Source organism: Liquorilactobacillus cacaonum DSM 21116, from assembly GCF_001436735.1.
Classification (GTDB): domain Bacteria; phylum Bacillota; class Bacilli; order Lactobacillales; family Lactobacillaceae; genus Liquorilactobacillus; species Liquorilactobacillus cacaonum.
Map to the genome: position 1 here is coordinate 16399 of NZ_AYZE01000008.1, position 22277 is coordinate 38675.

Annotated in this window: 20 protein-coding genes; 6 read left to right on the forward strand and 14 right to left on the reverse strand. The window is 32.3% G+C overall.

Features of this window, described 5'->3' with window-relative positions; genetic code table 11:
- Positions 1-71: 71 nt before the first annotated feature.
- From FC80_RS01485 to rlmD, 4 genes are all read right to left on the reverse strand, one after another.
- Positions 72-1529, reverse strand: coding sequence for an ATP-binding cassette domain-containing protein (locus FC80_RS01485; protein ID WP_057828383.1), 1458 nt, complete (start codon positions 1527-1529; stop codon positions 72-74).
- 77 nt (positions 1530-1606) lie between these two features.
- Positions 1607-2737 (reverse strand): AI-2E family transporter, encoded by a 1131-nt coding sequence (locus tag FC80_RS01490; protein ID WP_057828384.1) that lies wholly within the window; start codon positions 2735-2737, stop codon positions 1607-1609.
- 103 nt (positions 2738-2840) lie between these two features.
- Positions 2841-3386, reverse strand: a complete 546-nt coding sequence (gene ntdP, locus FC80_RS01495) for a nucleoside tri-diphosphate phosphatase (protein WP_057828385.1) — start codon at positions 3384-3386, stop codon at positions 2841-2843.
- A 93-nt stretch (positions 3387-3479) separates the two neighbouring features.
- On the reverse strand, positions 3480-4874 hold the full coding sequence (gene rlmD, locus FC80_RS01500; RefSeq protein ID WP_057828386.1) for a 23S rRNA (uracil(1939)-C(5))-methyltransferase RlmD: 1395 nt from the start codon (positions 4872-4874) through the stop codon (positions 3480-3482).
- A gap of 102 nt (positions 4875-4976) precedes the next feature.
- Here rlmD and recX point away from each other — a divergent pair, with 102 nt between their 5' ends.
- Positions 4977-5768, forward strand: coding sequence for a recombination regulator RecX (gene recX / locus FC80_RS01505; RefSeq protein WP_057828387.1), 792 nt, complete (start codon positions 4977-4979; stop codon positions 5766-5768).
- Between the two features lies 1 nt (position 5769).
- Here the strand turns inward: recX and FC80_RS01510 are convergent, their stop codons facing one another.
- From FC80_RS01510 to map, 4 genes are all read right to left on the reverse strand, one after another.
- Positions 5770-6729: a YihY/virulence factor BrkB family protein gene (locus FC80_RS01510; protein ID WP_338038160.1), complete on the reverse strand. Its 960-nt coding sequence runs from the start codon at positions 6727-6729 to the stop codon at positions 5770-5772.
- Positions 6726-6968 (reverse strand): LysM peptidoglycan-binding domain-containing protein, encoded by a 243-nt coding sequence (locus FC80_RS01515; protein ID WP_057828389.1) that lies wholly within the window; start codon positions 6966-6968, stop codon positions 6726-6728. The genes FC80_RS01510 and FC80_RS01515 overlap by 4 nt, the downstream gene beginning before the upstream one ends.
- A 100-nt stretch (positions 6969-7068) precedes the next feature.
- The gene (gene galU / locus FC80_RS01520; protein WP_057828390.1) at positions 7069-7941 is read right to left on the reverse strand and encodes a UTP--glucose-1-phosphate uridylyltransferase GalU; all 873 of its coding nucleotides are present in this window, start codon (positions 7939-7941) and stop codon (positions 7069-7071) included.
- 110 nt (positions 7942-8051) lie between these two features.
- Positions 8052-8840, reverse strand: a complete 789-nt coding sequence (gene map / locus FC80_RS01525; RefSeq protein WP_057828391.1) for a type I methionyl aminopeptidase — start codon at positions 8838-8840, stop codon at positions 8052-8054.
- A gap of 134 nt (positions 8841-8974) precedes the next feature.
- On the opposite strand from map, the gene FC80_RS01530 reads away from it, so the two are divergent.
- From FC80_RS01530 to FC80_RS01540, 3 genes are read left to right on the forward strand one after another with little or no spacing between them, the layout of a single operon-like run.
- Positions 8975-9427, forward strand: coding sequence for a flavodoxin (locus tag FC80_RS01530; protein ID WP_057828392.1), 453 nt, complete (start codon positions 8975-8977; stop codon positions 9425-9427).
- A gap of 42 nt (positions 9428-9469) precedes the next feature.
- Complete coding sequence (locus tag FC80_RS01535) at positions 9470-12295, forward strand: YfhO family protein (RefSeq protein WP_057828393.1); 2826 nt, start codon at positions 9470-9472, stop codon at positions 12293-12295.
- Between the two features lie 15 nt (positions 12296-12310).
- Positions 12311-13243, forward strand: a complete 933-nt coding sequence (locus FC80_RS01540) for an NAD(P)-dependent oxidoreductase (protein ID WP_057828394.1) — start codon at positions 12311-12313, stop codon at positions 13241-13243.
- A gap of 113 nt (positions 13244-13356) precedes the next feature.
- Here the strand turns inward: FC80_RS01540 and FC80_RS01545 are convergent, their stop codons facing one another.
- From FC80_RS01545 to FC80_RS01565, 5 genes are read right to left on the reverse strand one after another with little or no spacing between them, the layout of a single operon-like run.
- Positions 13357-13971, reverse strand: coding sequence for a DUF1054 family protein (locus FC80_RS01545; RefSeq protein ID WP_057828395.1), 615 nt, complete (start codon positions 13969-13971; stop codon positions 13357-13359).
- A gap of 29 nt (positions 13972-14000) precedes the next feature.
- Positions 14001-15782 carry an ABC transporter ATP-binding protein gene (locus FC80_RS01550; protein WP_057828396.1) on the reverse strand — a complete coding sequence of 594 codons (1782 nt, stop codon included), beginning with the start codon at positions 15780-15782 and terminating at the stop codon, positions 14001-14003.
- Complete coding sequence (locus FC80_RS01555; RefSeq protein ID WP_057828397.1) at positions 15769-17511, reverse strand: ABC transporter ATP-binding protein; 1743 nt, start codon at positions 17509-17511, stop codon at positions 15769-15771. The genes FC80_RS01550 and FC80_RS01555 overlap by 14 nt, the downstream gene beginning before the upstream one ends.
- Before the next feature lie 22 nt (positions 17512-17533).
- Complete coding sequence (locus FC80_RS01560; protein WP_057828398.1) at positions 17534-18235, reverse strand: LiaF transmembrane domain-containing protein; 702 nt, start codon at positions 18233-18235, stop codon at positions 17534-17536.
- A 3-nt stretch (positions 18236-18238) separates the two neighbouring features.
- Positions 18239-18688, reverse strand: coding sequence for a LytTR family DNA-binding domain-containing protein (locus tag FC80_RS01565; RefSeq protein WP_057828399.1), 450 nt, complete (start codon positions 18686-18688; stop codon positions 18239-18241).
- Positions 18689-18897: 209 nt separating this feature from the next.
- Between FC80_RS01565 and FC80_RS01570 the strand changes: the two genes are divergently transcribed.
- Positions 18898-20040 (forward strand): glycerate kinase family protein, encoded by a 1143-nt coding sequence (locus FC80_RS01570; protein ID WP_057828400.1) that lies wholly within the window; start codon positions 18898-18900, stop codon positions 20038-20040.
- A 100-nt stretch (positions 20041-20140) separates the two neighbouring features.
- The gene (locus FC80_RS01575; RefSeq protein WP_057828401.1) at positions 20141-20980 is read left to right on the forward strand and encodes a YitT family protein; all 840 of its coding nucleotides are present in this window, start codon (positions 20141-20143) and stop codon (positions 20978-20980) included.
- Between the two features lie 139 nt (positions 20981-21119).
- On the opposite strand, the gene hisC is transcribed toward FC80_RS01575, so the two are convergent.
- Entirely contained in the window at positions 21120-22229 is a 1110-nt protein-coding gene (hisC, locus tag FC80_RS01580) for a histidinol-phosphate transaminase (protein ID WP_057828402.1), read from the reverse strand.
- Positions 22230-22277 lie beyond the last annotated feature (48 nt).

Here is a 22277-nt window from a genome sequence, read left to right on the forward strand (position 1 = left end):
TCTCTCCATTTGTTAAAAAGTTGATATTAATTCTTGATTATACAACATGCCTAATTTATCTGCAACGAAGGTCATTTGGGAACCCTAATAATATTTCCTGCCTTCAAGTCACCGCTCGAAGTAAAACCGTTTATCTTCATTATATTGTCAACCGTTGTTGCATACTTACTTGCTAAGCCTTCGAGAGTGTCACCATTTTGAACATTAATCGTTTGTGTATTATCTTTTAATTGTTGCACGCTCTCACTTGATGCTTTAGCACTTGACTCACTGGCTGAACTCGCTATACTTGCGGCCTTTAGGCTTGATGAACTTGCCTTTTTTGCTGCTTCACTTGTTTTTTTTGCATCTGTTGACTCAGAAGATTTTGAAATTTTTGAAGTTTTCTTAGCATCATGTTGTTTTTTATTCTTTGAATTACCCACACCAGAAGCTGATTTTCCTTGCCAACTTTGCTGTAACTGATTCCAGCCATTTTCAAGTAAACTTGTTTTTGCAAATATTCCATCATATATCCCCAAAATAGCTAAAAAAATAACAATTGCAATACTAACTACTTTAACCTTACCATTTTTCTTTTTTAATTTGTTTTCACCTTTTTGATTCATCTTTTTCTCTGCTAAAGCTTTAACAGGATCTGAACCGCGTTCATTATAGAAAGCATTCCGCATCTTAGGTTCATCTTTTCTAGTGAACCCATTTTTAAATTGTTCAATTTTGAATTCTTCGTAGATTGTTCCCACATCAAATGACTGTCTCTCAATCTGCTTTTTCGCTAAATAATCATTTCTTTCAGAAACCGTTAACGACTCAAACCAGCCAGCAGAATATTCATATTGAACCATTACATCTCGAGTCGCTCCGAAATCTTGGACCTCCCCGAAGTCTAGCCATAATGTGCGTTCGCAAAAACGCTCAATGTTAATAACATTTACATCTGAGATTACAAAAGAAACCCCAACATCTTTCAAATTTTGGATTTTTTTACTAACCTTCTTAAAAAAAGGCAAATCAAGAATACCAAAAATATTATCTATCAATACTAATTCTGGTTTGACAAACAATGCAATTGACAGCGACAGCCGTGCACATTGTCCTTCGGAAAAAGTTTCCACTGGGCAATACAACCATTCACCAAGATCACTAAAATTAATAATTGCATTAATTAAATGATTTGCTTTAAATTCATCTAAATTAGCTGAAAAAACAATCTTTTTAATGTTTTCTAGTCCAGTGACTTTTTTATCAATTCCATATCTTGTCGTAGCGCAATTCACACGCATATCTGTTGTAATAAACCCAGTTGTCTGCTTTTCTTTGCCCATCAGAATATCTATCAAACTAGATTTCCCAGACCCATTATTTCCAAGTAACCCAATTCCTTCGCCTGGATTAATTGTAAAATTAATTCCCCTAAGTTTCCAAAAAGTTCCAGTTTCATTTACAGATAATTTAGATTTTACAATTTCTTTTTTCTCAGTCACCAAAGATGTATTTTTAGTAATATATTTTAATTCAACTTTTTTCATACTTTCACCTAAATTTTTTTCCTTCTACCCATCACAGAGTCTATGACCAAGAACAACTTCAAACTAGCCACTTAAAACTATTCATGATTTTTCTTTTCTTCATTATTCAATAGATAAATATCTCTGAAATACTTAATTACGACTTTGAGGACCGCATAAAAAGGTATTCCCAGAATCATTCCCATTATTCCAGCTAAGTTACCTGCAACTAATAACAAGACGATAATTGTCAATGGGTGAATATCTAAAGATTTTCCAATTACATTTGGATAAATTAAATTACCATCAACTTGTTGCACAATTACACAAACAATAATAACAAACATTATCATTTTAGGAGAAATCGAAGCTGCAAGTATCACGGCTGGTAACACACCAATGTAAGGCCCTAGATATGGAATAATATTTGTTATTCCAGCCATCACACCTAGTAAAAAAGCATATGGCATACCTATTACAAAATATCCTAATGTAGTAAATGTTGCTACAAAAGTACATTCAATAAATTGGCCTGCAATATATTTTGAAATTGTTTCACCCATCTTACCTAATAAAATTTCAATCTGTTCTCCATGCTTATTAGGTATAATTTTTTGAATATTTGGAATCAACCGGTTCCCATCTTTTAGCATATAAAACAACATAAACGGAACTGTCACAATAGTAACAGTTATACTGGTTACCATTCCTATTATCGACCCTAGACTTGCGGTCACTGAGTTTAAAAAGCCTTCAAAATATTTCATCAAATTCTTTTCTACATTGCCAATATAACTATTTATATTAAGTTGTCTAACCCAATCTTGATGCAAAAAATCATCATAGTAATTATTAGTCATTTTCTGCAAGGCCTTAAGATATTCGGGTGAATTTGAGATAAGCTGACCTATTTGGGAAACCAATACAGGTATTAGAAAAGCCAATGCAACTGCAAAAATAGCTATTAATAACAAAAAAACAATAGTTACTGCCCATGTCCTATTAATATTAAATCTACCCAACTTTATCTTCATCAAAAATGTAATTAACGGTTTTAATAAGTAGTACAAAAATCCAGATATTATGACAGGGACAAAAAGTGTAGAAATAAATGTTCCTACTGGTTCGAATACAAAACCTATTTTTGTACAAATCCAGATTAATGTTGCAATTAACAGTGCCTCTGTAGTTATATATATCAACTTTGAATTTTTTAATTTATCAAACATTTTTATTCATCCTCATATATTAATTGAATATATCTGCAAAAAACTAAAGGGCCAGGTCAGATATAACTTTTGACCCAACCCCCTAATAGCTATAACCCAACGTTTACATACGACGTGACAATTCTAAATATCGATTATACCAGATTTTGATATACTCTTCGGAAAATGGGCCTTTTTTGTTATTAATCCAATCAACAAGTGTAAGTACATTGTGCTTCAAAATTTTATCTGTGTCTTTTGAATAATGCCATTTTTTCCCATGTTCTTCATACTCATCAACATCAAGTAGTTTTTTCTCTCCATTTGGAAAAACCTTAACATCCAAATCGTAATCGATATATTTTAATGCTTCACGGTCTAAAATTGCAGGAGAAGCAAGATTACAATAATAAGAAACCCCATTATCTCTAATCATAGCAACTATATTGAACCAATAATGTTTATGGAAATAAACAAGTGCTGGTTCACGCGTAACCCATCTTCGGCCATCAGACTCTGTTACAAGCGTATGATCATTGCATCCAATTAAAGCATTTTCACTAGTCTTTAATACCATTGTATCTCGCCATGTTCGATGTAAACTACCGTCGTGTTTATAACTTTTGATGGTGATAAAATCACCTTCCTTTGGTTCTCTTGCCTGATGCATGGTTAAAACCTGCCTTCTATAAACACAAGGTGTAACTTACACCAATATCATTATTCATTATATCAAACTTCCATGTGAAAACCCAAAGAATTATTAATTATTTCTTCTAGATAATTTTACAACCGCTTCACATCTTGCCGTTTGTGGGAACATATCAATCGACTGAATATAATCCACTTTGTAAACAGTAGCTAATTTTCTTAGGTCCCTTGCTAAAGTTGATGGATTACAAGACACGTAAACGAATTTTTTTGGCTTACTATCCAAAATTGTTCTTATTAATCTTTCGTCTAATCCTGTTCTTGGAGGATCCACTACTAATGCATCTCCAACAAAACCTTCTTTTTTCCAACGTGGAATTAATTCCTCAGCTTTCCCAATTTCATATTTAAAATTATCACGCTTATTTATCTGTGCATTTAGTTTTGCATCTGAAATTGCATCAGGTGTAATATCCATTCCTCTCACCTTATTTGTATTATCCGCCACAAATAGTCCAATTGTTCCAACTCCACAATATGCATCAATTAGCGTCTCATTTTTTTCAAGCGCAAGTGCCTTTTTCACTTCTTTATACATTCTTTCTGTTTGCAAGGGATTCAACTGAAAAAAGGCACGTGCTGATAATTTAAACTCAATTCCATCTAATTTCTCAGTGATATAATCATTTCCAGACAAAAGTCTAGTTTCATCTCCCCATATTAAAGAAGTTTTGCCTTTATTTACATTTTGCATAATCGAAGTGATTTCTGGTAATGTCGCATTAATTTTCTCTAACAACTCTCTTTTTTTCGGAAATTTTTCGGAATTTGTAATAAAAACGAGCTGCACTTCACCTGTTGCAAAAGACTCTCTCACAACCAATGTCTTTATAATTCCTGAATTTGCTTTTTCATCATAAATAGGAACTTCTAACTCTTCCAAATATTTACAAACCGTTCTCATTACCTTCATAGTCAGTGGTCTTTGCGTACTAAAAGTTGGCAAATCAACTAATTCATGGGTTCCTCTCTTATATAGCCCCGCGATCACTTTCCCTTCTGGGGTCTTTCTAATTTGAAATTGTGCTTTATTTCGATATTCAAAAGGGTGTTCCATTCCAATTGTTGGTAACAACTCGTAATTTTTGTATCCTTGCGGCCTAAATTTTTCTAACGACTGAAAAATAACATCTCTTTTAAAATCGAGTTGCTTATTATAATCCAAATGCTCCAATTCAATACCACCTACATCGTAACTATCTTTTTTTTCAGTTCGATGCAAACTTTTATTTCGAATTTGGTGTATTTTGGCAATTGCGTACTTACCATTATCCTCTACAACCTGTGCAACAATAACTTCCTGAGGCAAAGCCCCTTCAACAAAAATGACCTTATGTTTAAAATATCCAATGCCTTCACCATTTATTCCAAGTCTCTTGATGGTTAACGGAAATCTTTTCCCGGGTTCTAACAATTGATTCTCTATATTATCTTTTTTATATTGCATATTTCTGCTCCCAAATCACTTTATTATCATTTTATTATATCATTACAACTTACATGTTATAAAATATAATATGAAAATAAAAAATAAAAAGGAAACAAAAAAATGTCTAAAATTCTAACAAAGATACAAGCGCAAAAAAAAGCTGGTCGCTTTAACCTCTTTATAGATGGAAAATACAGCTTTTCTGTTTCAGAAACTGTACTAGTCAATAATAATCTTTACAAAGGACAGGAACTCTCTGAGACTTTACTTTCAAAATTAATTGATGCTGATCAATTTTCAAAAATCTATCAAAAAGCATTGAACTATCTAAGCTATCAAATGCGTAGCGAAAAAGAAGTTACCGACTATTTAAAAAAAGAATTTTCCGATATCTTGTTAATCGCGGAGGTGGTTGAAAAACTTAAAACAAACAAACTTCTCGATGATACAAATTTTGCAATGAGTTACGTTCGGACTATGTTAAATATTTCCGACAAGGGATTTACTGTCATAAAAAAAAATCTGCGTGCTAAAGGTATCTCTGAGCAGAATATTGAAAAAGCAAAAGTTGAATATGAACAAGCTGAAATGACTGACAAATTGGAACTTTTACTTCCAAAATTAATTCACCAATATCGAAATTACCCTAAAATAATTCGAATACAAAAGGTTAAACAACGACTTATTTCTAAAGGATTTGTAACTGAAGAATTTGAAAACTTGCTTACCAACATCGATTTTGAAGATGAAGAACATGAAACTGAACTTTTACTAGATGCTTTAGATAAACTTTGGAATAAATTTTCCAAAAGTCAACTTTCTGCTTCTCAAAAAAAAATAAAAATAAAGCAAACTCTTTATCGCAAAGGATTTGCTTTAGACAAAATAAACAGTGCTTTGGAAAAAAAATAAGTCAGCCTTCATCGACCTTTTTTCTAATATACTCCTTAATTTTAATTTTTTTTACTTGAATTCCTTTGTAAAAATACTGTTCAAGTGATGCATTAAAAATAGCGCCTATCATTATTACCCAACCTGAATAGTTAAGCCAAAAAAGTAGAACGATGAACGTACCGATTGTTCCGTAACTCAAAACTGACTTTGCAAAATACCGGACGTAGATAGAAAAACCTTGTGCTAAAATAATCCACCCTAAAGTGGCTATAATTGCACCAGGAATAATTAAATGTAAATGTAACTTGGCATTCGGTAAGAAATAATAAATTAAGCTAATTATGAAAAATAATCCCATTAATGTAATTGGCCACTTAAATGTACCAAAAATACTCCCTAATTCACTTGGCAATCGAAATATGGGAGTTAAATAGTCAAGGACCGTTTGTCCAAAACTAAATAATAAAATAATAATTACCATCAAACAAATAAAAATCAACGTTAAAAAAAACGAAATAATTCTTGCAACAATTGCGTTTTCTGATTCCTCAACACCATAGGCCTCATTAAAAGCAAGTTTTAGCGCATTAACGCCTCGACTCGTGGCCCACAATGCTACGAGAACACTCACCGAAATTAAGCCACCACTACTTCGGTCTAAAAAAGAAATAATTAATGGGTACAGAGATTTATATATAGTCGCAGGAACCCCGGATTCCAAATAAGCTAAAACAGTGGTTGCTTTTATATTCAACATCGGCAAAATATTTCCAATTAGAATTATTGATGGAAATATAGCTAATAAAGAATAGTATGCAATAACTATTGATGCATTATTAATATTGACAAGTGCAGCCCGCTTTATTGAATCGCTAATAATTTCTTTAATTGCAACGCTGTTAAATTTTCTTTTCTTAATTATTTTCTCCCCCTTTTTTGCATGCTCATTATAGCACGCTCTAGGAAAGAAACTAATTATTTGCTATTTGTTGTCGACAAAGTACCATTTGGAACGCGCAAGGTACTCCCTGCATTGATTGTACCCGTTGACAAATTATTAACGTTCATTATTTTAGTGACAGTTGTATTGAATTTATTTGCAATACTTGATAATGTATCACCTGACTCCACAACATAACAAATAATAATTATAAAAAATAAAACCGTTATATTCACAAACAACTTTTTGTTTATACCATGTTGCTTTTTTCTAGTCATTTTCATCCCCCAGTATGTAACCTCAAAATGATTTCAAAAAAATTCAATGAAAATAAAAAAAAATTCGCCAGAAGCGAATTTTTTTTTACATCTAATTAATCTATTTTAGCTTTTTTGACAATTCCTTAATATAAGCAATCAAATCATCTTTTACCTCTGGATGTTCGAGTCCAAATTGAATAGAAGTCTTCAAGTACCCAAACTTGTACCCTACATCAAAACGTTCACCTTTAAACTCGTGTGCAAAAACACGTTGAATTTTATTAAGACGATCAATCGCATCTGTCAATTGTATTTCATTTCCTGCCCCAGGTTGTTGTGTCTCTAACATTCCAAAAATTTCAGGAGTCAAAAGATAACGACCGATAATTGCAAGATCACTAGGTGCCTTATCAACCTCTGGCTTTTCAACAAACTGTTTCACATCATATAATCCCTTACTTGTCTCAGAACCTGGATCAATTACACCATATTTATTTACCTCTTCATGAGGTACACGCATTACTGCAAGAGTTGACGCATGTGTCTGATCATAGCGATCAATCAGTTGCTTTGTCAACGGAACCTTATCGCTCATTAAGTCATCACCAAGCATCACAACAAAAGGTTCATTCCCCACAAAATCTTTTGCCATCAAGACTGCATCCCCTAATCCTCGTGGATGCGACTGTCTAATAAAATACAAATTAATGTCCGTTGTCTGTTCAACTAATTTTAATAATTCAGTCTTACCTTTTTCTTTTAAATTCTGCTCTAATTCAGGAACCGAGTCAAAATGGTCTTCAATAGGACGCTTTCCTTTCCCAGTAACAACCAAAATATCCTCAATTCCAGACTTTTTAGCTTCTTCCACAATGTATTGGATTGTTGGCTTATCAATAATTGGCAACATTTCTTTTGCAAGTGCCTTCGTTGCAGGTAAAAAACGAGTTCCCAACCCAGCGGCAGGAATAACAGCTTTTCTAACTTTCATAAGTACTAGCTCCTTTTTATACACTTTTTATGCCTTACAATAATGCTATTTTTAGTTGCTATTTATCCTAGAAACGGGACAACAATATCATTTTATAAAAAAAATTAACATTAATCAAGCAAATATTTTTTGTCAAATTCTAAATCTTGTGAGGTCAAAATTTTCGGTCCATCCGTGGTAATAGCAATTGTATGTTCAAATTGACATGATAAACTACCATCCATAGTACGTGCTGTCCAACCGTTAGGATCGTCCATCTCAGCTTTCCAAGTACCAATGTTAATCATTGGCTCAATTGTAATAGTCATTCCCGGTCTCAATCTAAGACCTTTACCAACTTCACCATAGTGCGGAACATTAGGACTTTCATGCATTGTTGGCCCAATTCCATGTCCTATAAAATCACGGACATCACCATATCCATTGATATCTTCTGTATAATGCTGAATTGCTGCTCCAATGTCACCAATCCGATTACCAACTTGTGCTTGATCAATTCCCAAATATAGCGCCTTTTTGGTAACATTCATTAACTTATCAATTTCAGATGTTGACTTTCCAACCACATAACTCCAACATGAATCACTCATCGCCCCATGATAGTTGACAACTGTATCAACTTTAATAAGGTCGCCATCCTTTAGAATTAAACCTTTTCTCGGAAAGCCATGACAAATTTCATCATTTATACTGACACATGTTGCATATTTATATCCTTCAAATCCAATTTGTTCTGGAATTGCACCTTGATCTTTAAAATACTTAAGTGCAAATTTTTCAATCTCCCAACTAGAAATTCCTGGCTTAATGATTTCTCTTAATCCAACATGCATTCCTGCCAAAATGGCACCCGACTTGGCCATTTCTCTAATCTCTCGTGGTGACTTCAGTGTAATCATTATTTTATGCCTCCAATTTAATTTACAAGTTTTATTATATCCTAAATTTAGAATAATGTTGCAATTACTTTATTTGTAACTATAAAGTTCTGTTATAATGTCATATAGATAATCATGAAAGAAGGTCTACATTGATGACTAAAGCAAAAGTAGTATTTGCATCAATCACAGGAAATAATGAAGATATTGCAGACATTGTCACAAAAAAATTAGAGGAACTTGGAATTACTGTGGATATTGAAGAAATTTCACAATGTGATCCGTCCGATTTTGAGAATGTTGACCTTTGCATCGTTGTACCTTATACATATGATGAAGGTGCTCTTCCTGATGAAGGTATTGATTTTTTTGAAGATTTGGAAGATCTTGATTTAACAGGTAAATTGTATGGTGTTGCTGGGTCTGGTGATACTTTTTATGGTACGGATTATTGTGTTGCTGTTGATAAATTTGAAGAGGCTTTTGAAAAAACTGGTGCTACAAAAGGGGCAACTAGTGTAAAAATAAATCTTGCCCCTGATACCGAAGAAGCAATAGAAAAATTGAATGTTTTTGTAAACGAATTAGTTGAAAAGGCCAAAAAATAATTACTTTTTTGGAATTGATTCTCAATCTTTAGGAGGTTTTTTTTGACATTTTCATTTGCTAAGAAAAATAACTTATATTTATATTTGCAATATACTGCAATTTTTGCCATTGTTGGTTTTTTTGTGTATGGCACATATTTTGTTACTGGTCATTCACTAATTTGGCATTTAGATGGTGCTCAACAGCATCTCCCTTTATTAGAAGAATTCAGAAAAATTCTTCTAAATATCTTAAAGCATCCCTTTTCTTCTTGGCCGCAATGGTCCTTTAAATTAGGATTAGGTGGCGATATTTTCCAAATTAATGCTTATTATGTGACTGGTGATATTTTCAATTACTTGGTCCTATTGTTCCCAGCTTCAAAAATTGTTTTTGCATACCAATTTTTGATTATTTTGCGGCTATACTGTGTCGGTATAATCTTTTGTTACTTCGCATCTCACTTTTCTTTTAAGAATTCTATAATCTTAGCTGGTGCAGTTGTTTATCTATTTAATGCTTTTTTACTTTATGCTAATATTGCACAACCTTTTTTTGCAATTCCGTTCATGATTTTTCCATTATTAATATTGGGAGTTGAACGCGTTCTTCAACAAAAATCAATTGTACCTCTAACAGCTTCTTTTTCTTGGATGTTATTTAATAATTTTTATTTTGCCTATATCCTGGGTTTTGGTACACTATTGTACCTGATTTTGCGCTACTTAACAGCTTATCGAAAAAAAATTCCCGTACTAAAAACAATTTTCAGATTAGGAATTAGTACTATTAGTTCTATTTTAATAACCTCAGTTTTATGGATACCTGAATTATTCGCTGTTCTTTCCTCAACTCGTAGTAATGCTCCTTTTGCAAATGGTTTGAAACTATACCCATTTTACTATTATCTAGCCCTACCTTCACAGTTGATTAACGGCGGTAACCGTAATTTTTATTTTTGGAGTGCTCTAGGATTCGCTAGTATAACTTTTTTTTCAATCGTTTTTGTTATTTTAAAAAGAAAAAATTATCCACTTCTTGCTATAAGTTTTGGCTTAGGTTTTGTTATGCTCCTTTTCCCTCAATTTGGTGCTTTTTTCAATGGACTTACATCTCCATCCAATCGCTGGACATTAATGTTATCTTTACCAATTTCAATTTCTGTTTGCGTACTTATCGCGCAAATTGAAGTGTTAACTCGTAAAACAAAGGTAATTATGACATGTTCCCTTTTCGTCTATAGTCTTTGGATTTTTATAACCTATTTTTTCCAAAATGATGAAAAACTTTTTATTCCGATGGCTTTTTTATTTATCAGTTATGGTTTTTTGATGTATTTTTCTGGAGATGGGAAAATACATTCTCAATCTGCTTTCCTTGCATTAATCATACTAAACGTTATTTTTAATGCAGTTTATTTTGAAGCTCCCTACAATGGTGGTTACTCAAACGAAATGCTGCCAATAAAAGGATTTGAAAAACTTGTCAAGACAAGATATGCGGGACTAGAAAATGATTTAAAAATGACTGATAGTTATCGAGTATCAACTATCAGCCAAAATTATAATCTTGGAACTGGCTTTCATATGTACAATGCTCAACCAAATAAATTAAATTCGATTACATCCTATTATTCATTACAAAATATAAATATCGGAAATTTTGCTCAAAAAATGCAAAATTCTCAGTATGAGGCAAATATTCCAATCAGCCAATTTAGTGATCGAACTATTCTCGAAAACTTTTTAGGTGTTCGCTATATTTTTGCCCAAATCAACCAGAAAAACTCAAAAAAAATCCCTTCTGATTATCTGCCTGAGAAAGCATCTCTATACTTAAATAACAATTCAACTACTCAAACTATTCGTTATAAAACAACTGAAGCTTTCCCACTTATTTATTGGCAAAATACTGTAATTGATTCTAAACAGTATAAAAATATGACTACAACTGCCAAAGAACGAGCTTTAGCTACCGGTGTATATGTAAATAATGCAGTCGCAAAAAAATACAAAAAAGCAGAATTCAAAAATGAGACACTCAACGTCCCATATTATATAATCTCTAGCCATGGTAATATTATAAACACCGCTGACTTAAAACATTTAGATAGTACTGAAACCTACAAGATTGTTATAAAAAATGCTGAGAATTATAAAAATAATGAATTGCATATTGAATTAAACAATATTAAATATTATCCTTTATCTTTAAACAATCAAATTCAGATCGAGCAAAATAAACAATCTATCCTAACTTCAAATGAAATTATTAATAATAATGATAATTACAATTACTATCGTTATCTTAGATATCATATTCTGAATGGATCTCCAGATAATAGTTTTAGTATAAAATTAACATCTAGTCTTGGAACAGAAAGTATTTCCCAACCAAAACAATCTGAACTGTCATTTTATAAAACAGTAAATTCAGGCTTATTGAATATGGGATATTTCACTTCAACACCTACAAATTTTAATCTATCCTTATCAAAACTTGGCAACTATCATTTCAAGCTCAAAATTGTTGCTGAAAAATTAGGAAAAAAATACAGTAATGAAGTTGGTAAAATTCAAAAAAACCGCTTATCATCACTAAAGTTTACTCAAAATAATATTACAGGATCAATTCGAACAACTAAAAAAGGGATTTTGACCTCCTCAATTCCTTTTTCAAAAGGCTGGAGTATCTACGATAATGGAGAAAAAATTAAGACAATCAAAACTAATGTTGGCTTCTTGGGTGCTCAACTTCCTAAGGGTGTTCATCATATTAGATTTATCTATCGTACACCGGGGCTCAAGATTGGCTTAATCTTAAGTATAATTAGTGTATTTTTAGTGTTTGTAACGTCAATTTCATTTCTTGTAATCAAAAAAAGATAATAAAGGAGTTTTACTATGGACAAAATACTATTACTAGGTGACCTAGTCTCACAGGCAAAACAAAAAATATTAGATTTAGGTTATTCATTTGATGTATTACCTAACGCACAAAGCTTCGATCAACTCCCAAAAGACAATTATTCATTATACAAAGGAATCATTGTCCGTAATATCGAACAAGTTGATCCACGTTTCATTACAGAACTCCCTAATTTACAAGTTATCGCGCGAAATGGTGCTGGAACAGATAATGTACCTATTGAATTAGCAACGAAAAATAATATCTGGGTTACCAATACACCTGGTGCTAATGCACAAGCTGTTGCTGAACATGCACTTGCCCTTGTAATGTATCTTCTCAAAGATTTTGGTGATAATAAAATGTCACAAAAAAACTCACTATCTCTTGCAATTGGCTCTGAATTAAATAAAAAAACGGTGGGTATCGTTGGATGGGGATTTATTGGAAAAAAATTTGCCGAGATAATGGTAGCTTTAGGAGCCAAAGTTATTTATTATAATCGGTCCACTAGAAGCTCACAATTTGCAAAACAAGTTAGCCTTGAGGAACTGTTTTCAAAAAGCGATATTATCTCACTCCATATTCCAGTAACTCCGGAAACAAAATATATGATTAGTGCTGATTTAATCAAAAAAGCCTCGAAAAAACCGATTTTAATTAATACAAGCCGTGGAGAGTTAGTAGAAAATAAAGTTCTGCTTGATGCCCTCAATTTAGGTTTTATTAAAGCAATTGGACTTGATGTATATGATAATGATGCGTTATCTCTTTCAAAACTTCTCACAGATAAAAGAGTAATTATTACAAATCACTCTGCAGCACTAACAACTGAAAGCCTTGAAGCAATGGCATTTGGTGCGATTCTTAATGTTGATGCTACCATTAAGAATGGTAAACCACTCAATCCTGTCAATCTAATAAATTAATATTAAAATAAGGGTATATGGAAAAGTTAAATTTACTTTACCATATACCCTTATTTTATATTTCAACTATTAATTGCCAACTTAAATAATTCATGTCAACAACAAAATTTTGATTATCTAGCAGCAATATTCATTGCCTCTTGATAGATTGGAATTAATCTTTTTAAAGTAACAAGTATCTCATCAAAAAATTCATCCGGACTATTTTTAGTAAAATAATCTTTTGCAAAAGTTTTCCCAATTTGCAGTTCACTTTTTTTTATATTTTTCCATCTTTCTAAATCCTCATAAATATTCGTATTCGCCATTTTTTCTACATCTGTCTTAGTATGATCAGTTGAAATCGCAAAACTTTTTGGAAGACTTTTTATAATATCAGGATTATTAATAAATGTAGAAGCTATCTCCCTTTCATTTTTAGGATGATCAATAAATGATAGCCAAATTGCAAGATACTTTTCATTAACTACTATTTGAAAATGTGGTTCCATTTTATATCCCCGTTTTTGTTGACTAAAGGCACACCAAGTAATTTCAGGTGCATATTTTGTCCGTCGTCGATGCTGTGCAATATGCAAATAAAATTTCGCACTACAATTTTCATCAAGAAATGGTACTAATTTCTCGCCTAATACTTGAAATTCAGGCTGAATATTTTTTCTAATTGCATTCATTCTTTCATCCAAGCCTTGTATCGCAAAAATCTCAAAAAATTTTTCTGTTATCATTGGATTACTAACCTTCTTTTATTAATATGTTATTCAAATACCATTTGATTAACATACAAATTATAATAAAAACCTTTAGCTGCAAGAAGTTGTTTATGGTTACCACGCTCTATGACTAACCCGTCTTTTAATACAACTATCTCATCTGCTTCTACAATTGTCTTCAGTCGATGTGCAATAACAAAACTTGTCCTCCCTGCAATTACATTGTCCATAGCCTTTTTTATTTTTTCTTCAGTAACCATATCAACATTTGAAGTTGCCTCATCTAAAATTAGAAAACTTGGATCTGTTAATAAGGTTCGTGCTATGCTCAATAGTTGCTTTTGGCCCACAGACAACACAGAATTTTCATCATCAACTATAGTTTCATATTTATCAGGTAGACTTTCAATGTATTCATGAATATTTGCCTTCTTGGCTGCTTCAATCATCTGCTCATCAGTTGCGCTTGGCAACCCAAACTTTATATTATCAGCAATTGTACCAGAAAATAAAATTGAATCTTGTAGTACAATCCCAACATTTTTGCGGAGTGAATGCAATTCAAAATTACGTACATCTTCTCCATCAAATTCAACATTTCCCTTTGAAACGTCATAAAATCTGTTCAAAAGATTCATAACTGTTGTTTTTCCCGAACCGGTTGGACCTACAAGTGCAATCATTTTCCCCTTTTTGACGTCAATATTAATTCCATGTAAAATTTCATTATTTTCATTATATCCAAATTTAACATTGCTAAGCTTTACACCTTGCTCGATCTTAGACAGCTTTTTCCCCAGTGCATTAACTTTTTCTTCAGGTTGTTTTAAAACATTGCTAAGTCTTTTAGCACCTGTTAAAGCTAATTGTAACATTGAATACATCGAAGTTATCTGTGTAATTGGTTGAAAGTATTGTTGTGAATACTGAACAAAAGTAACTACAAGACCTAATCCCGTAGCCTCTGCAATATTACCGTTAACTACAAGCCATGATCCATATGCAATGACAATCGCAAGATTTAACAAAGACAACCCTTGCATTACTGGAAATAACATTCCTGAATAAAGTTGTCCCTTAAAAGTACTTTTTCGTACCTTTTCATTAAGAGTATTAAATTCAGCTATTGATTTTTTTTGAAGACCATTCGTAATTACTATTTTTTCACCATTAATCTGCTCATTGATATAACCATTTAGCTTGCTGATTTCATCTTGTTGATTATCAATATAATATCTTGCTTTGCGAATTATAAAGTAAGCAATCAAAATTACAAAAGGTGTCGATATTACTGTAGCAATTGCCAACTTTACATTCAATGAAAACATCATCCAGATTACCCCAATATAAAGAATTATTTGAGAAATCAGTTCAAAAATTGCTTGATTCATTGCATTAAAGATATTGTCTAAATCAGATGTAAAAAGTGATAAAATTTTACCATCTTGGTGACTGTCAAAATACTTAATTGTCATTTTTTGTAATTTTTTAAATAGTCCTCGTTGCATTTTATTAGTAGACAATGCATTAATGCGCGATGTCAAAAGGCTTGAAATTAACATTGTAATCACAGACAAAAGATAAAACCAAAGTATCATCCATAATGCATTATGAAAATCTGTCAACGATGCCGTTGCATGAGTCACAGGACGCATATAAGCTATTAAATATTTACTAAGACTTGTCATAGCCTTTCCTAGATAGACCGGTGCCTGTATTTGCGCCCAAGTAGATAAAACTGTTAGCAATATGATAAAAAGCAGCCCTTTCCAATAAGGTGCTAAATAATGCTTAAAATACCCTATTGATTGCTTAAATTCTTTCATTTATTTGCCCCCCTACCTTTGAAAGCTGTGCATTATAAATTTCTTGATAGACCAAAGATGTCTTTAAAAGTTCGTGATGTGTTCCTGTCCCAACAAGCTCCCCTTTATCCAGCACAAGTATTTTGTCTGCTTTGATTACAGAAGATATTTTTTCTGCAATCATTATTACTGTGCTTTCTTTTAATTGAGTCTCTAATGCTTGTTGTACTTTTTTTTCTGATTTTGCATCAAGAGCCGATGTTGAATCATCTAGAATCAAAATTTTAGGTTTCCCAACAATTCCTCTTGCAATTGAAAGACGTTGTTTTTGCCCACCAGATAAATTGGCTGACCTTTCTTCAATTCGATGTTTTAGTCCATCACTATATCCGTCTATAAATTCTTTTGCTTGTGCAACTTCTATTGCCCAGTTCATATCATCATCCGTTGCATTATGCTTTCCTTGTTTTAAATTGTCTTCAATTGTTCCGGAAAAAAGAATAGCTTTTTGCAAAACAAAGCTAACAGTTTCTCGTAAATCTTTTTCAGCAATATCTTTTAAATCAATGCCACCAATTTTAACATGTCCATCTTGGGGATCATATAATCTCGCAATTAATTGTGCCAATGTTGTTTTCCCCGAACCCGTTGAGCCGACAATTCCAACAAAATCACCAGCATTGATTTCGCAAGAAATTTTCTTCAAAGTTAGTTCCTTTGCATTTGGATATGCAAAACTAACATTAGCTAATTCAATATCTGCATTTACACTGGCAACCTTTTTCTCTTTTGTATCACTAAACTTAATATCTGGATTGGTGTCTAAAACCTCCTTAACTCGTTTTAATGCTATCATCCCTCTTGAAGCCATCGTCATCGTCATTGCGCCGATTATAATTGCAAACATTAATTGCATTAAATAGGAAATAAAGGATGCTATTGCCGCTAAATCACTTGGATGACTTGCAATTTTTTCTCCAATAAAGTAAACGGACATTAAAATCATAAAGTTAGAAATCAGCATAAATAATGGAATCATCAAGGAAAATAAATATCCAATCGTTAGATTAAGATTTTTCAATTCATTTGCAGTTGTAGCAAACTTCTTTGTCTCGTTTTCTTCTTGATTGAATGATTTTATGACCCGTATTCCTTGCATTGATTCTTTAGCGACTGTATTCATCTTGTCCAACCATTTTTGGAATTTTCCAAATAAATTCCCCATTCTTGAAAAAACAATTCCTGACAAGGAAAGTATTAAAACAATCATTAAAATCTCAATCCACCATAGTCTCGGAATTGTCAAGATTCCTAATATGAAAGCTCCAATAAATAAAATTGGAATTCTTAAAAGTTGTGTCAACATTGTCATTACTAAATTCAATATCTGATTCATATCATTTATCAGTCTGACAACTAAACTACCTGCCGTAAACTTTTCTATATTACCAAATGAAAATGATTGAATTTTTCTATATAAAGCTGCTCGCAAGTCTGTTGTTACAGATTGTGCAACAGTTGCTGAAAAAAAGGTACTCGCAATTCCAGCGATAATGCCGATAATTGCCAAAACAATTAATTGTATTCCATACTGATAGACCTGACTACGGTTATTAGCAATTATTGCTTTCATAATGGTTTGCAATAACCTTGGTTGCCAAAGTGTACTTCCAGCTAAAATTGCTACTGAAAAAATAGCTCCGATTATTGCTGCAAAATTTTGTTTCAAATAGGGTTTTAAAATTATCATTTAACTATCCACTCTCCCAGTTTTAAATATATTCGATTTTCAATTCTGAAAGATTTAAGTTACCCTCTATCAAAATTTTTTTATGATAAATACTATTGGTTTGCTTTGAATTATCAACTTCACTCAATACACTATTTAAATTTACTACAACTTCCCATTCTAACGGCAAAATTAGCTTAATCTCACTCAAAGACCCGTTAATAAAGACCGTTGCTGTATCTCCTTCAAAATCTACGTTGTCAAAATAAACTTTTAAAGAAGCAACCGTTACGTTTATGTTAACTCGTGCCAGATTATTAGCTTTGACATATCGTACACTTGACGACATTTTTTCTTTGATTTTAATATCCTGCCGTGAATCACCAAATTCGTATGAACTGATTTTATGTTTTTGTTCCCAATTCGATTTTCCATTTTTATCGAAAGGTTTTGTAATCATTGATAGTCCTATACTTACAAGTAGTGCTACAAAAAGTAAAGTCCATGGTACCAATCTTGCAATTCCTAAACTATTTGCGTAAATCATAGCTAAAAAAGCGAGCGAAAATACACTTTGAAAGATTCGTTTATGTAATATTCCATGTATAAGTGTAAAAATAAACGCTATAGTTAGTACTAATGTCCAAAATTTGAAATGCAGTTGAAGCAATTCCAACTTTGTTATCACCAATAATATCGCTAAAATTAACAAAATTAAGCCCCAAAAGATACGTTTTGTCTTCATATTCTAATTCTCCTTACTTTCCAAAGCTCTTTTCACATCTTTAAAATATCTCCGTGATACATAGACTTGCTTATAAGAATCATGAAATTCAATTAAATTTCCAGTCAAAGCATGTGTCAATGCATAGACTTTGTCCAAATTAACAATTGTCGACTTGGAAATTCTCATAAAATTTTGCGGTACCAATTTTTCAAGTTCATATAAACGCAATTTTGTTTCATATAGCTCTGATTTAGTATGTGCATTAATATTTCTTTCATCAGTTTCAAAAAAAAGAATTTCTGAAAAGACCATGTAAAACTCAGTTGCTCCTTTAAATAAAGGAATTTTATTATTTTCCATTTTTTCTAAAATATTTCTATATAGTTTATCAACTTGTTCATTTTGTTCAAACGTTCGAATTACAAGCTCTGTTTCTTGGATATTCTTATCAATTTCAATTTTAATTCTCATAGAATCTTTCCCTTCTTGTTTAGTAGAACACATGTATCCAAAAAGGTAAACAACTTATACATAAGTGGTCATTTTTTTTGTTTGAAATGATTATTCCATTCATATTTATATTAAAATTATTTTTCTATAACATTCGACTAACCTTATCTTTTCTTTGTTGTATACTTTATTAAACTGAACATAGTCATAACATGTATAGGAGAATTAATATGAAATTTGTAATCGCTCCAGACTCCTTCAAAGGAAGCCTAACAGCAAAAGAAGTTGCATTGGCAATAAAAGAAGGTATTTCCAAAATATTTCCGCATGCCCTTTTTGAGCTAGTTCCAATGGCAGATGGCGGTGAAGGAACAGTTCAATCGTTAGTTGATGCCACACATGGAACCTTAATCCAAAAAAAAGTTACTGGCCCACTAGAAAATAAGGTAACAGCTACCTATGGACTACTAGGAGATAAAAAAACGGCAGTAATTGAAATGTCTGAGGCAAGTGGGATCTCTTACATAGATAAAAAAACAGCAAATCCAATGATTACTACAACATACGGAACTGGTGAATTAATAATCGATGCATTAAATCATGATGCCCAAGAAATTATAATTGGACTTGGTGGAAGTGCCACGAATGACGGTGGTGCAGGAATGGCACAAGCAATTGGAGCTAAGTTACTTGATTCTAACGGAAACAACATTGCTTTTGGAGCAAAATCATTAGATAAACTTAGCAAAATTGACTGCACCGATATTGATAAACGCTTGAAACATATTCCTATTAAAATTGCTGCAGACGTCACTAATCCGTTAACTGGTCAGAATGGTGCATCTTTCATTTTTGGACCACAAAAAGGAGCTACCCCTAATGTAGTCAGACAATTAGAAAAAAATATGATACATTACTCTACAATACTACAAGAGTCTTTCCACAAAAACTTTGCTGATTTATCAGGAGCTGGTGCCGCCGGTGGTCTAGGTGCAGGATTAATGGCTTTTACAAATGCAAGTATGGCTAACGGAATTAATATCATCATAAATTATACAAATCTGAAAAAAAAAATAGTTAATGCAGATTTTGTTTTTACCGGAGAAGGTAGTGTTGACTTTCAGACACAGTTTGGTAAAACACCATTTGGAGTTGCCAAAGCTGCTAAAAGTATCTTGCCTAATATTCCCGTAATCGTTCTTACCGGAAAAATTGGTAACGATATTGACTCTTTGTATCAAAATAATACATTTGATGCTGTATTTTCTACAATGAATGGTCCCAAAAATCTTGAACAAGCTTTTAAAAATAGTAAACAAGATATCTCTCAAACAGCCGAGAATGTCGCCCGTTTGATCCACCAATTACGATGAATATATTCAAAGCACTTGACCTAACAGTTAGCGAATTATCGCATCTTCACTAAACTTTTGATAAAATAACAATACAACTAATATTTGGGAGGAGTCCTTTATGTCAAATAGGCTTAGTACAAATCCATTCATAAAATTTTTAATACTGGTTATCGCACTCGAAATAATAGTGATCTCCATTAATTTTTTCTATTCACCAATTGAGGTTGCCGCAGGTGGTGCAACTGGGATTGCTATCTTATTAAATGCTACATTTGGTATCAACACTGCTATTTCAGTTTTGGTTATAAATATAATAATGGTAACTTTAGCTTTTTTTTTCTTAGAAAAATCCATTGTTCAAAAAATTGCATTAGGTAGCTTTTTACTTCCACTTTTAATGTATATAACACCTAGTTTCAAACTCGTTGATGATTCTCTCTTAGCTGTTATCATTGGTGGAACTATTTTTGCAGTCGGTATTGCTATTCTTTACAGAATTGATGCATCTAGTGGGGGGACTACAGTACCGCCGCTAATCATTCGAAAATATTTTCATATAAACACTGCAATTTCACTGCTTTTCATTGATTCTGTAGTCACTTTTTTTAATATCTTCACGATGGGGCTAAATGCTTTTTTTATGGCTGCTTTTTCCATCGTTATTACTTCAATAGTAATGCGTTACATTGAAACTGGACTAGATCATAAATTTCAAATTCAAGTCATGAGTCTCCATAAAACAGCTGAAATTAAAAAAATGGCTCTTAATGTCGATCACAGTTTGACTATTTATGACGTCCGTGGTGGCTACAGCGACAATCACAAAGAATTACTAATGCTTGTCGTTGATAACCAAAGTTATGGTCCTTTGCTACGCGCAATACATGACATTGACTCTGAGGCATTTATCATTACATCAAATGTTGTAAAGGTTCACGGGGGTCGTCTAGGAATTTAATTTAATTAGCTTAAAAAGAAAAAATATGCCACTTAAGAATAGTTTAAAAAAAAGATTAGACAAAATGTCTAATCTTTTTTGGAGTTTCTTATAACACATGTCCTTTCCCATTACAACAGTCAAAACACATGATTCCTTATTAAATTATCTCTTCTAGTTTATTCAATAAGAAATCATTTTCTTCTTTCTTGCCAACTGTTATTCTTACATATTCAGGATATCCCCATGCATTACATTCACGGATAATAACTCCCTTGGCCATTAACTGTTCACAAATTTCTGTTGAGTCTAAGTTATTTGGCAATTTGGCAAAAATAAAATTAGAACTTGAAGGTATTACTAAAAAGCCCTTTGCAGTTAAACTTTCACTAACTCTAGTACGTTCCTTTAACAAAAAATCCTTTATTTTTGCTGCTTGATCTTGGTCATTCAATAATGTCGCTCTTGCAGCGAACAAACCTACACGATTTACACAAAACGGCTCTGTTATTGTATCAAATGCCTTAATAACAGGTGCCTGTGCCATAATATATCCAACACGTGCTCCTGCCATTCCATAAAATTTGGAAAAGGTTCTGATAACAATCAATTTTTTATCTTGCAGAAGTTCTGTTATTTCTGGCCTTTGACCATCATTAATAAAGTCAGCATACGCTTCATCCAAAACAATCCAAACATTTTCACCAACTGTAGCAATAAATTCTTCGAGTTCATTTTTATCACTAATAACCCCTGTTGGATTATTAGGATTACATAACCATATTAGTTTTGTTTTGTTCGTAATTTGTTGCCTCATTGCACAAAGGTCATATGTGAAGTCACTATTTACAGGAATATCTTTTATAGTAGCGCCCATTAAGATTGATACTTCTCGATACAATCGATAAGTAGGTTTTGCAACCATTACTTCATCGCCTTCATCAAGTAATAGCCTAGCCACTGTTTCAATAACATTACCAGCACCACTACCTAATGCAATGTTTGTAACACTTAGATTGTTTATCTCAGCTAGTGTTGCAGTTAAATCAACATAATCATCTTCTGGATATCTATTTAATAAATTTATACTCTCTTGCATTGCTTTTTTTGCATTATCATAAGGACCAAATGGATTTTCGTTTGAACCAAGCTTTACAACCTCGTTCAATCCATATTTTTTTAAAACTGCGGCTTCTGTCTCACCAGCGATATATGGCTTACAATCATCTACTTGTTTCCTAAGCCCTAAATTCAGTACATTATTTTTCATGATTACCTCCAAAAAAATCCATCATCAGTCAGAACAATTTATATCTCT

Excerpts from the sequence above, each read along its gene's own strand:
- FC80_RS01485 (WP_057828383.1), bottom strand. The coding sequence starts at position 1,529 with ATGAAAAAAGTTGAATTAAAATATATTACTAAAAATACATCTTTGGTG.
- FC80_RS01490 (WP_057828384.1), bottom strand. The coding sequence starts at position 2,737 with ATGTTTGATAAATTAAAAAATTCAAAGTTGATATATATAACTACAGAG.
- ntdP (WP_057828385.1), bottom strand. The coding sequence starts at position 3,386 with ATGCATCAGGCAAGAGAACCAAAGGAAGGTGATTTTATCACCATCAAA.
- rlmD (WP_057828386.1), bottom strand. The coding sequence starts at position 4,874 with ATGCAATATAAAAAAGATAATATAGAGAATCAATTGTTAGAACCCGGG.
- recX (WP_057828387.1), top strand. The coding sequence starts at position 4,977 with ATGTCTAAAATTCTAACAAAGATACAAGCGCAAAAAAAAGCTGGTCGC.
- FC80_RS01515 (WP_057828389.1), bottom strand. The coding sequence starts at position 6,968 with ATGACTAGAAAAAAGCAACATGGTATAAACAAAAAGTTGTTTGTGAAT.
- galU (WP_057828390.1), bottom strand. The coding sequence starts at position 7,941 with ATGAAAGTTAGAAAAGCTGTTATTCCTGCCGCTGGGTTGGGAACTCGT.
- map (WP_057828391.1), bottom strand. The coding sequence starts at position 8,840 with ATGATTACACTGAAGTCACCACGAGAGATTAGAGAAATGGCCAAGTCG.
- FC80_RS01530 (WP_057828392.1), top strand. The coding sequence starts at position 8,975 with ATGACTAAAGCAAAAGTAGTATTTGCATCAATCACAGGAAATAATGAA.
- FC80_RS01540 (WP_057828394.1), top strand. The coding sequence starts at position 12,311 with ATGGACAAAATACTATTACTAGGTGACCTAGTCTCACAGGCAAAACAA.
- FC80_RS01545 (WP_057828395.1), bottom strand. The coding sequence starts at position 13,971 with ATGATAACAGAAAAATTTTTTGAGATTTTTGCGATACAAGGCTTGGAT.
- FC80_RS01550 (WP_057828396.1), bottom strand. The coding sequence starts at position 15,782 with ATGAAAGAATTTAAGCAATCAATAGGGTATTTTAAGCATTATTTAGCA.
- FC80_RS01555 (WP_057828397.1), bottom strand. The coding sequence starts at position 17,511 with ATGATAATTTTAAAACCCTATTTGAAACAAAATTTTGCAGCAATAATC.
- FC80_RS01560 (WP_057828398.1), bottom strand. The coding sequence starts at position 18,235 with ATGAAGACAAAACGTATCTTTTGGGGCTTAATTTTGTTAATTTTAGCG.
- FC80_RS01565 (WP_057828399.1), bottom strand. The coding sequence starts at position 18,688 with ATGAGAATTAAAATTGAAATTGATAAGAATATCCAAGAAACAGAGCTT.
- FC80_RS01570 (WP_057828400.1), top strand. The coding sequence starts at position 18,898 with ATGAAATTTGTAATCGCTCCAGACTCCTTCAAAGGAAGCCTAACAGCA.
- FC80_RS01575 (WP_057828401.1), top strand. The coding sequence starts at position 20,141 with ATGTCAAATAGGCTTAGTACAAATCCATTCATAAAATTTTTAATACTG.
- hisC (WP_057828402.1), bottom strand. The coding sequence starts at position 22,229 with ATGAAAAATAATGTACTGAATTTAGGGCTTAGGAAACAAGTAGATGAT.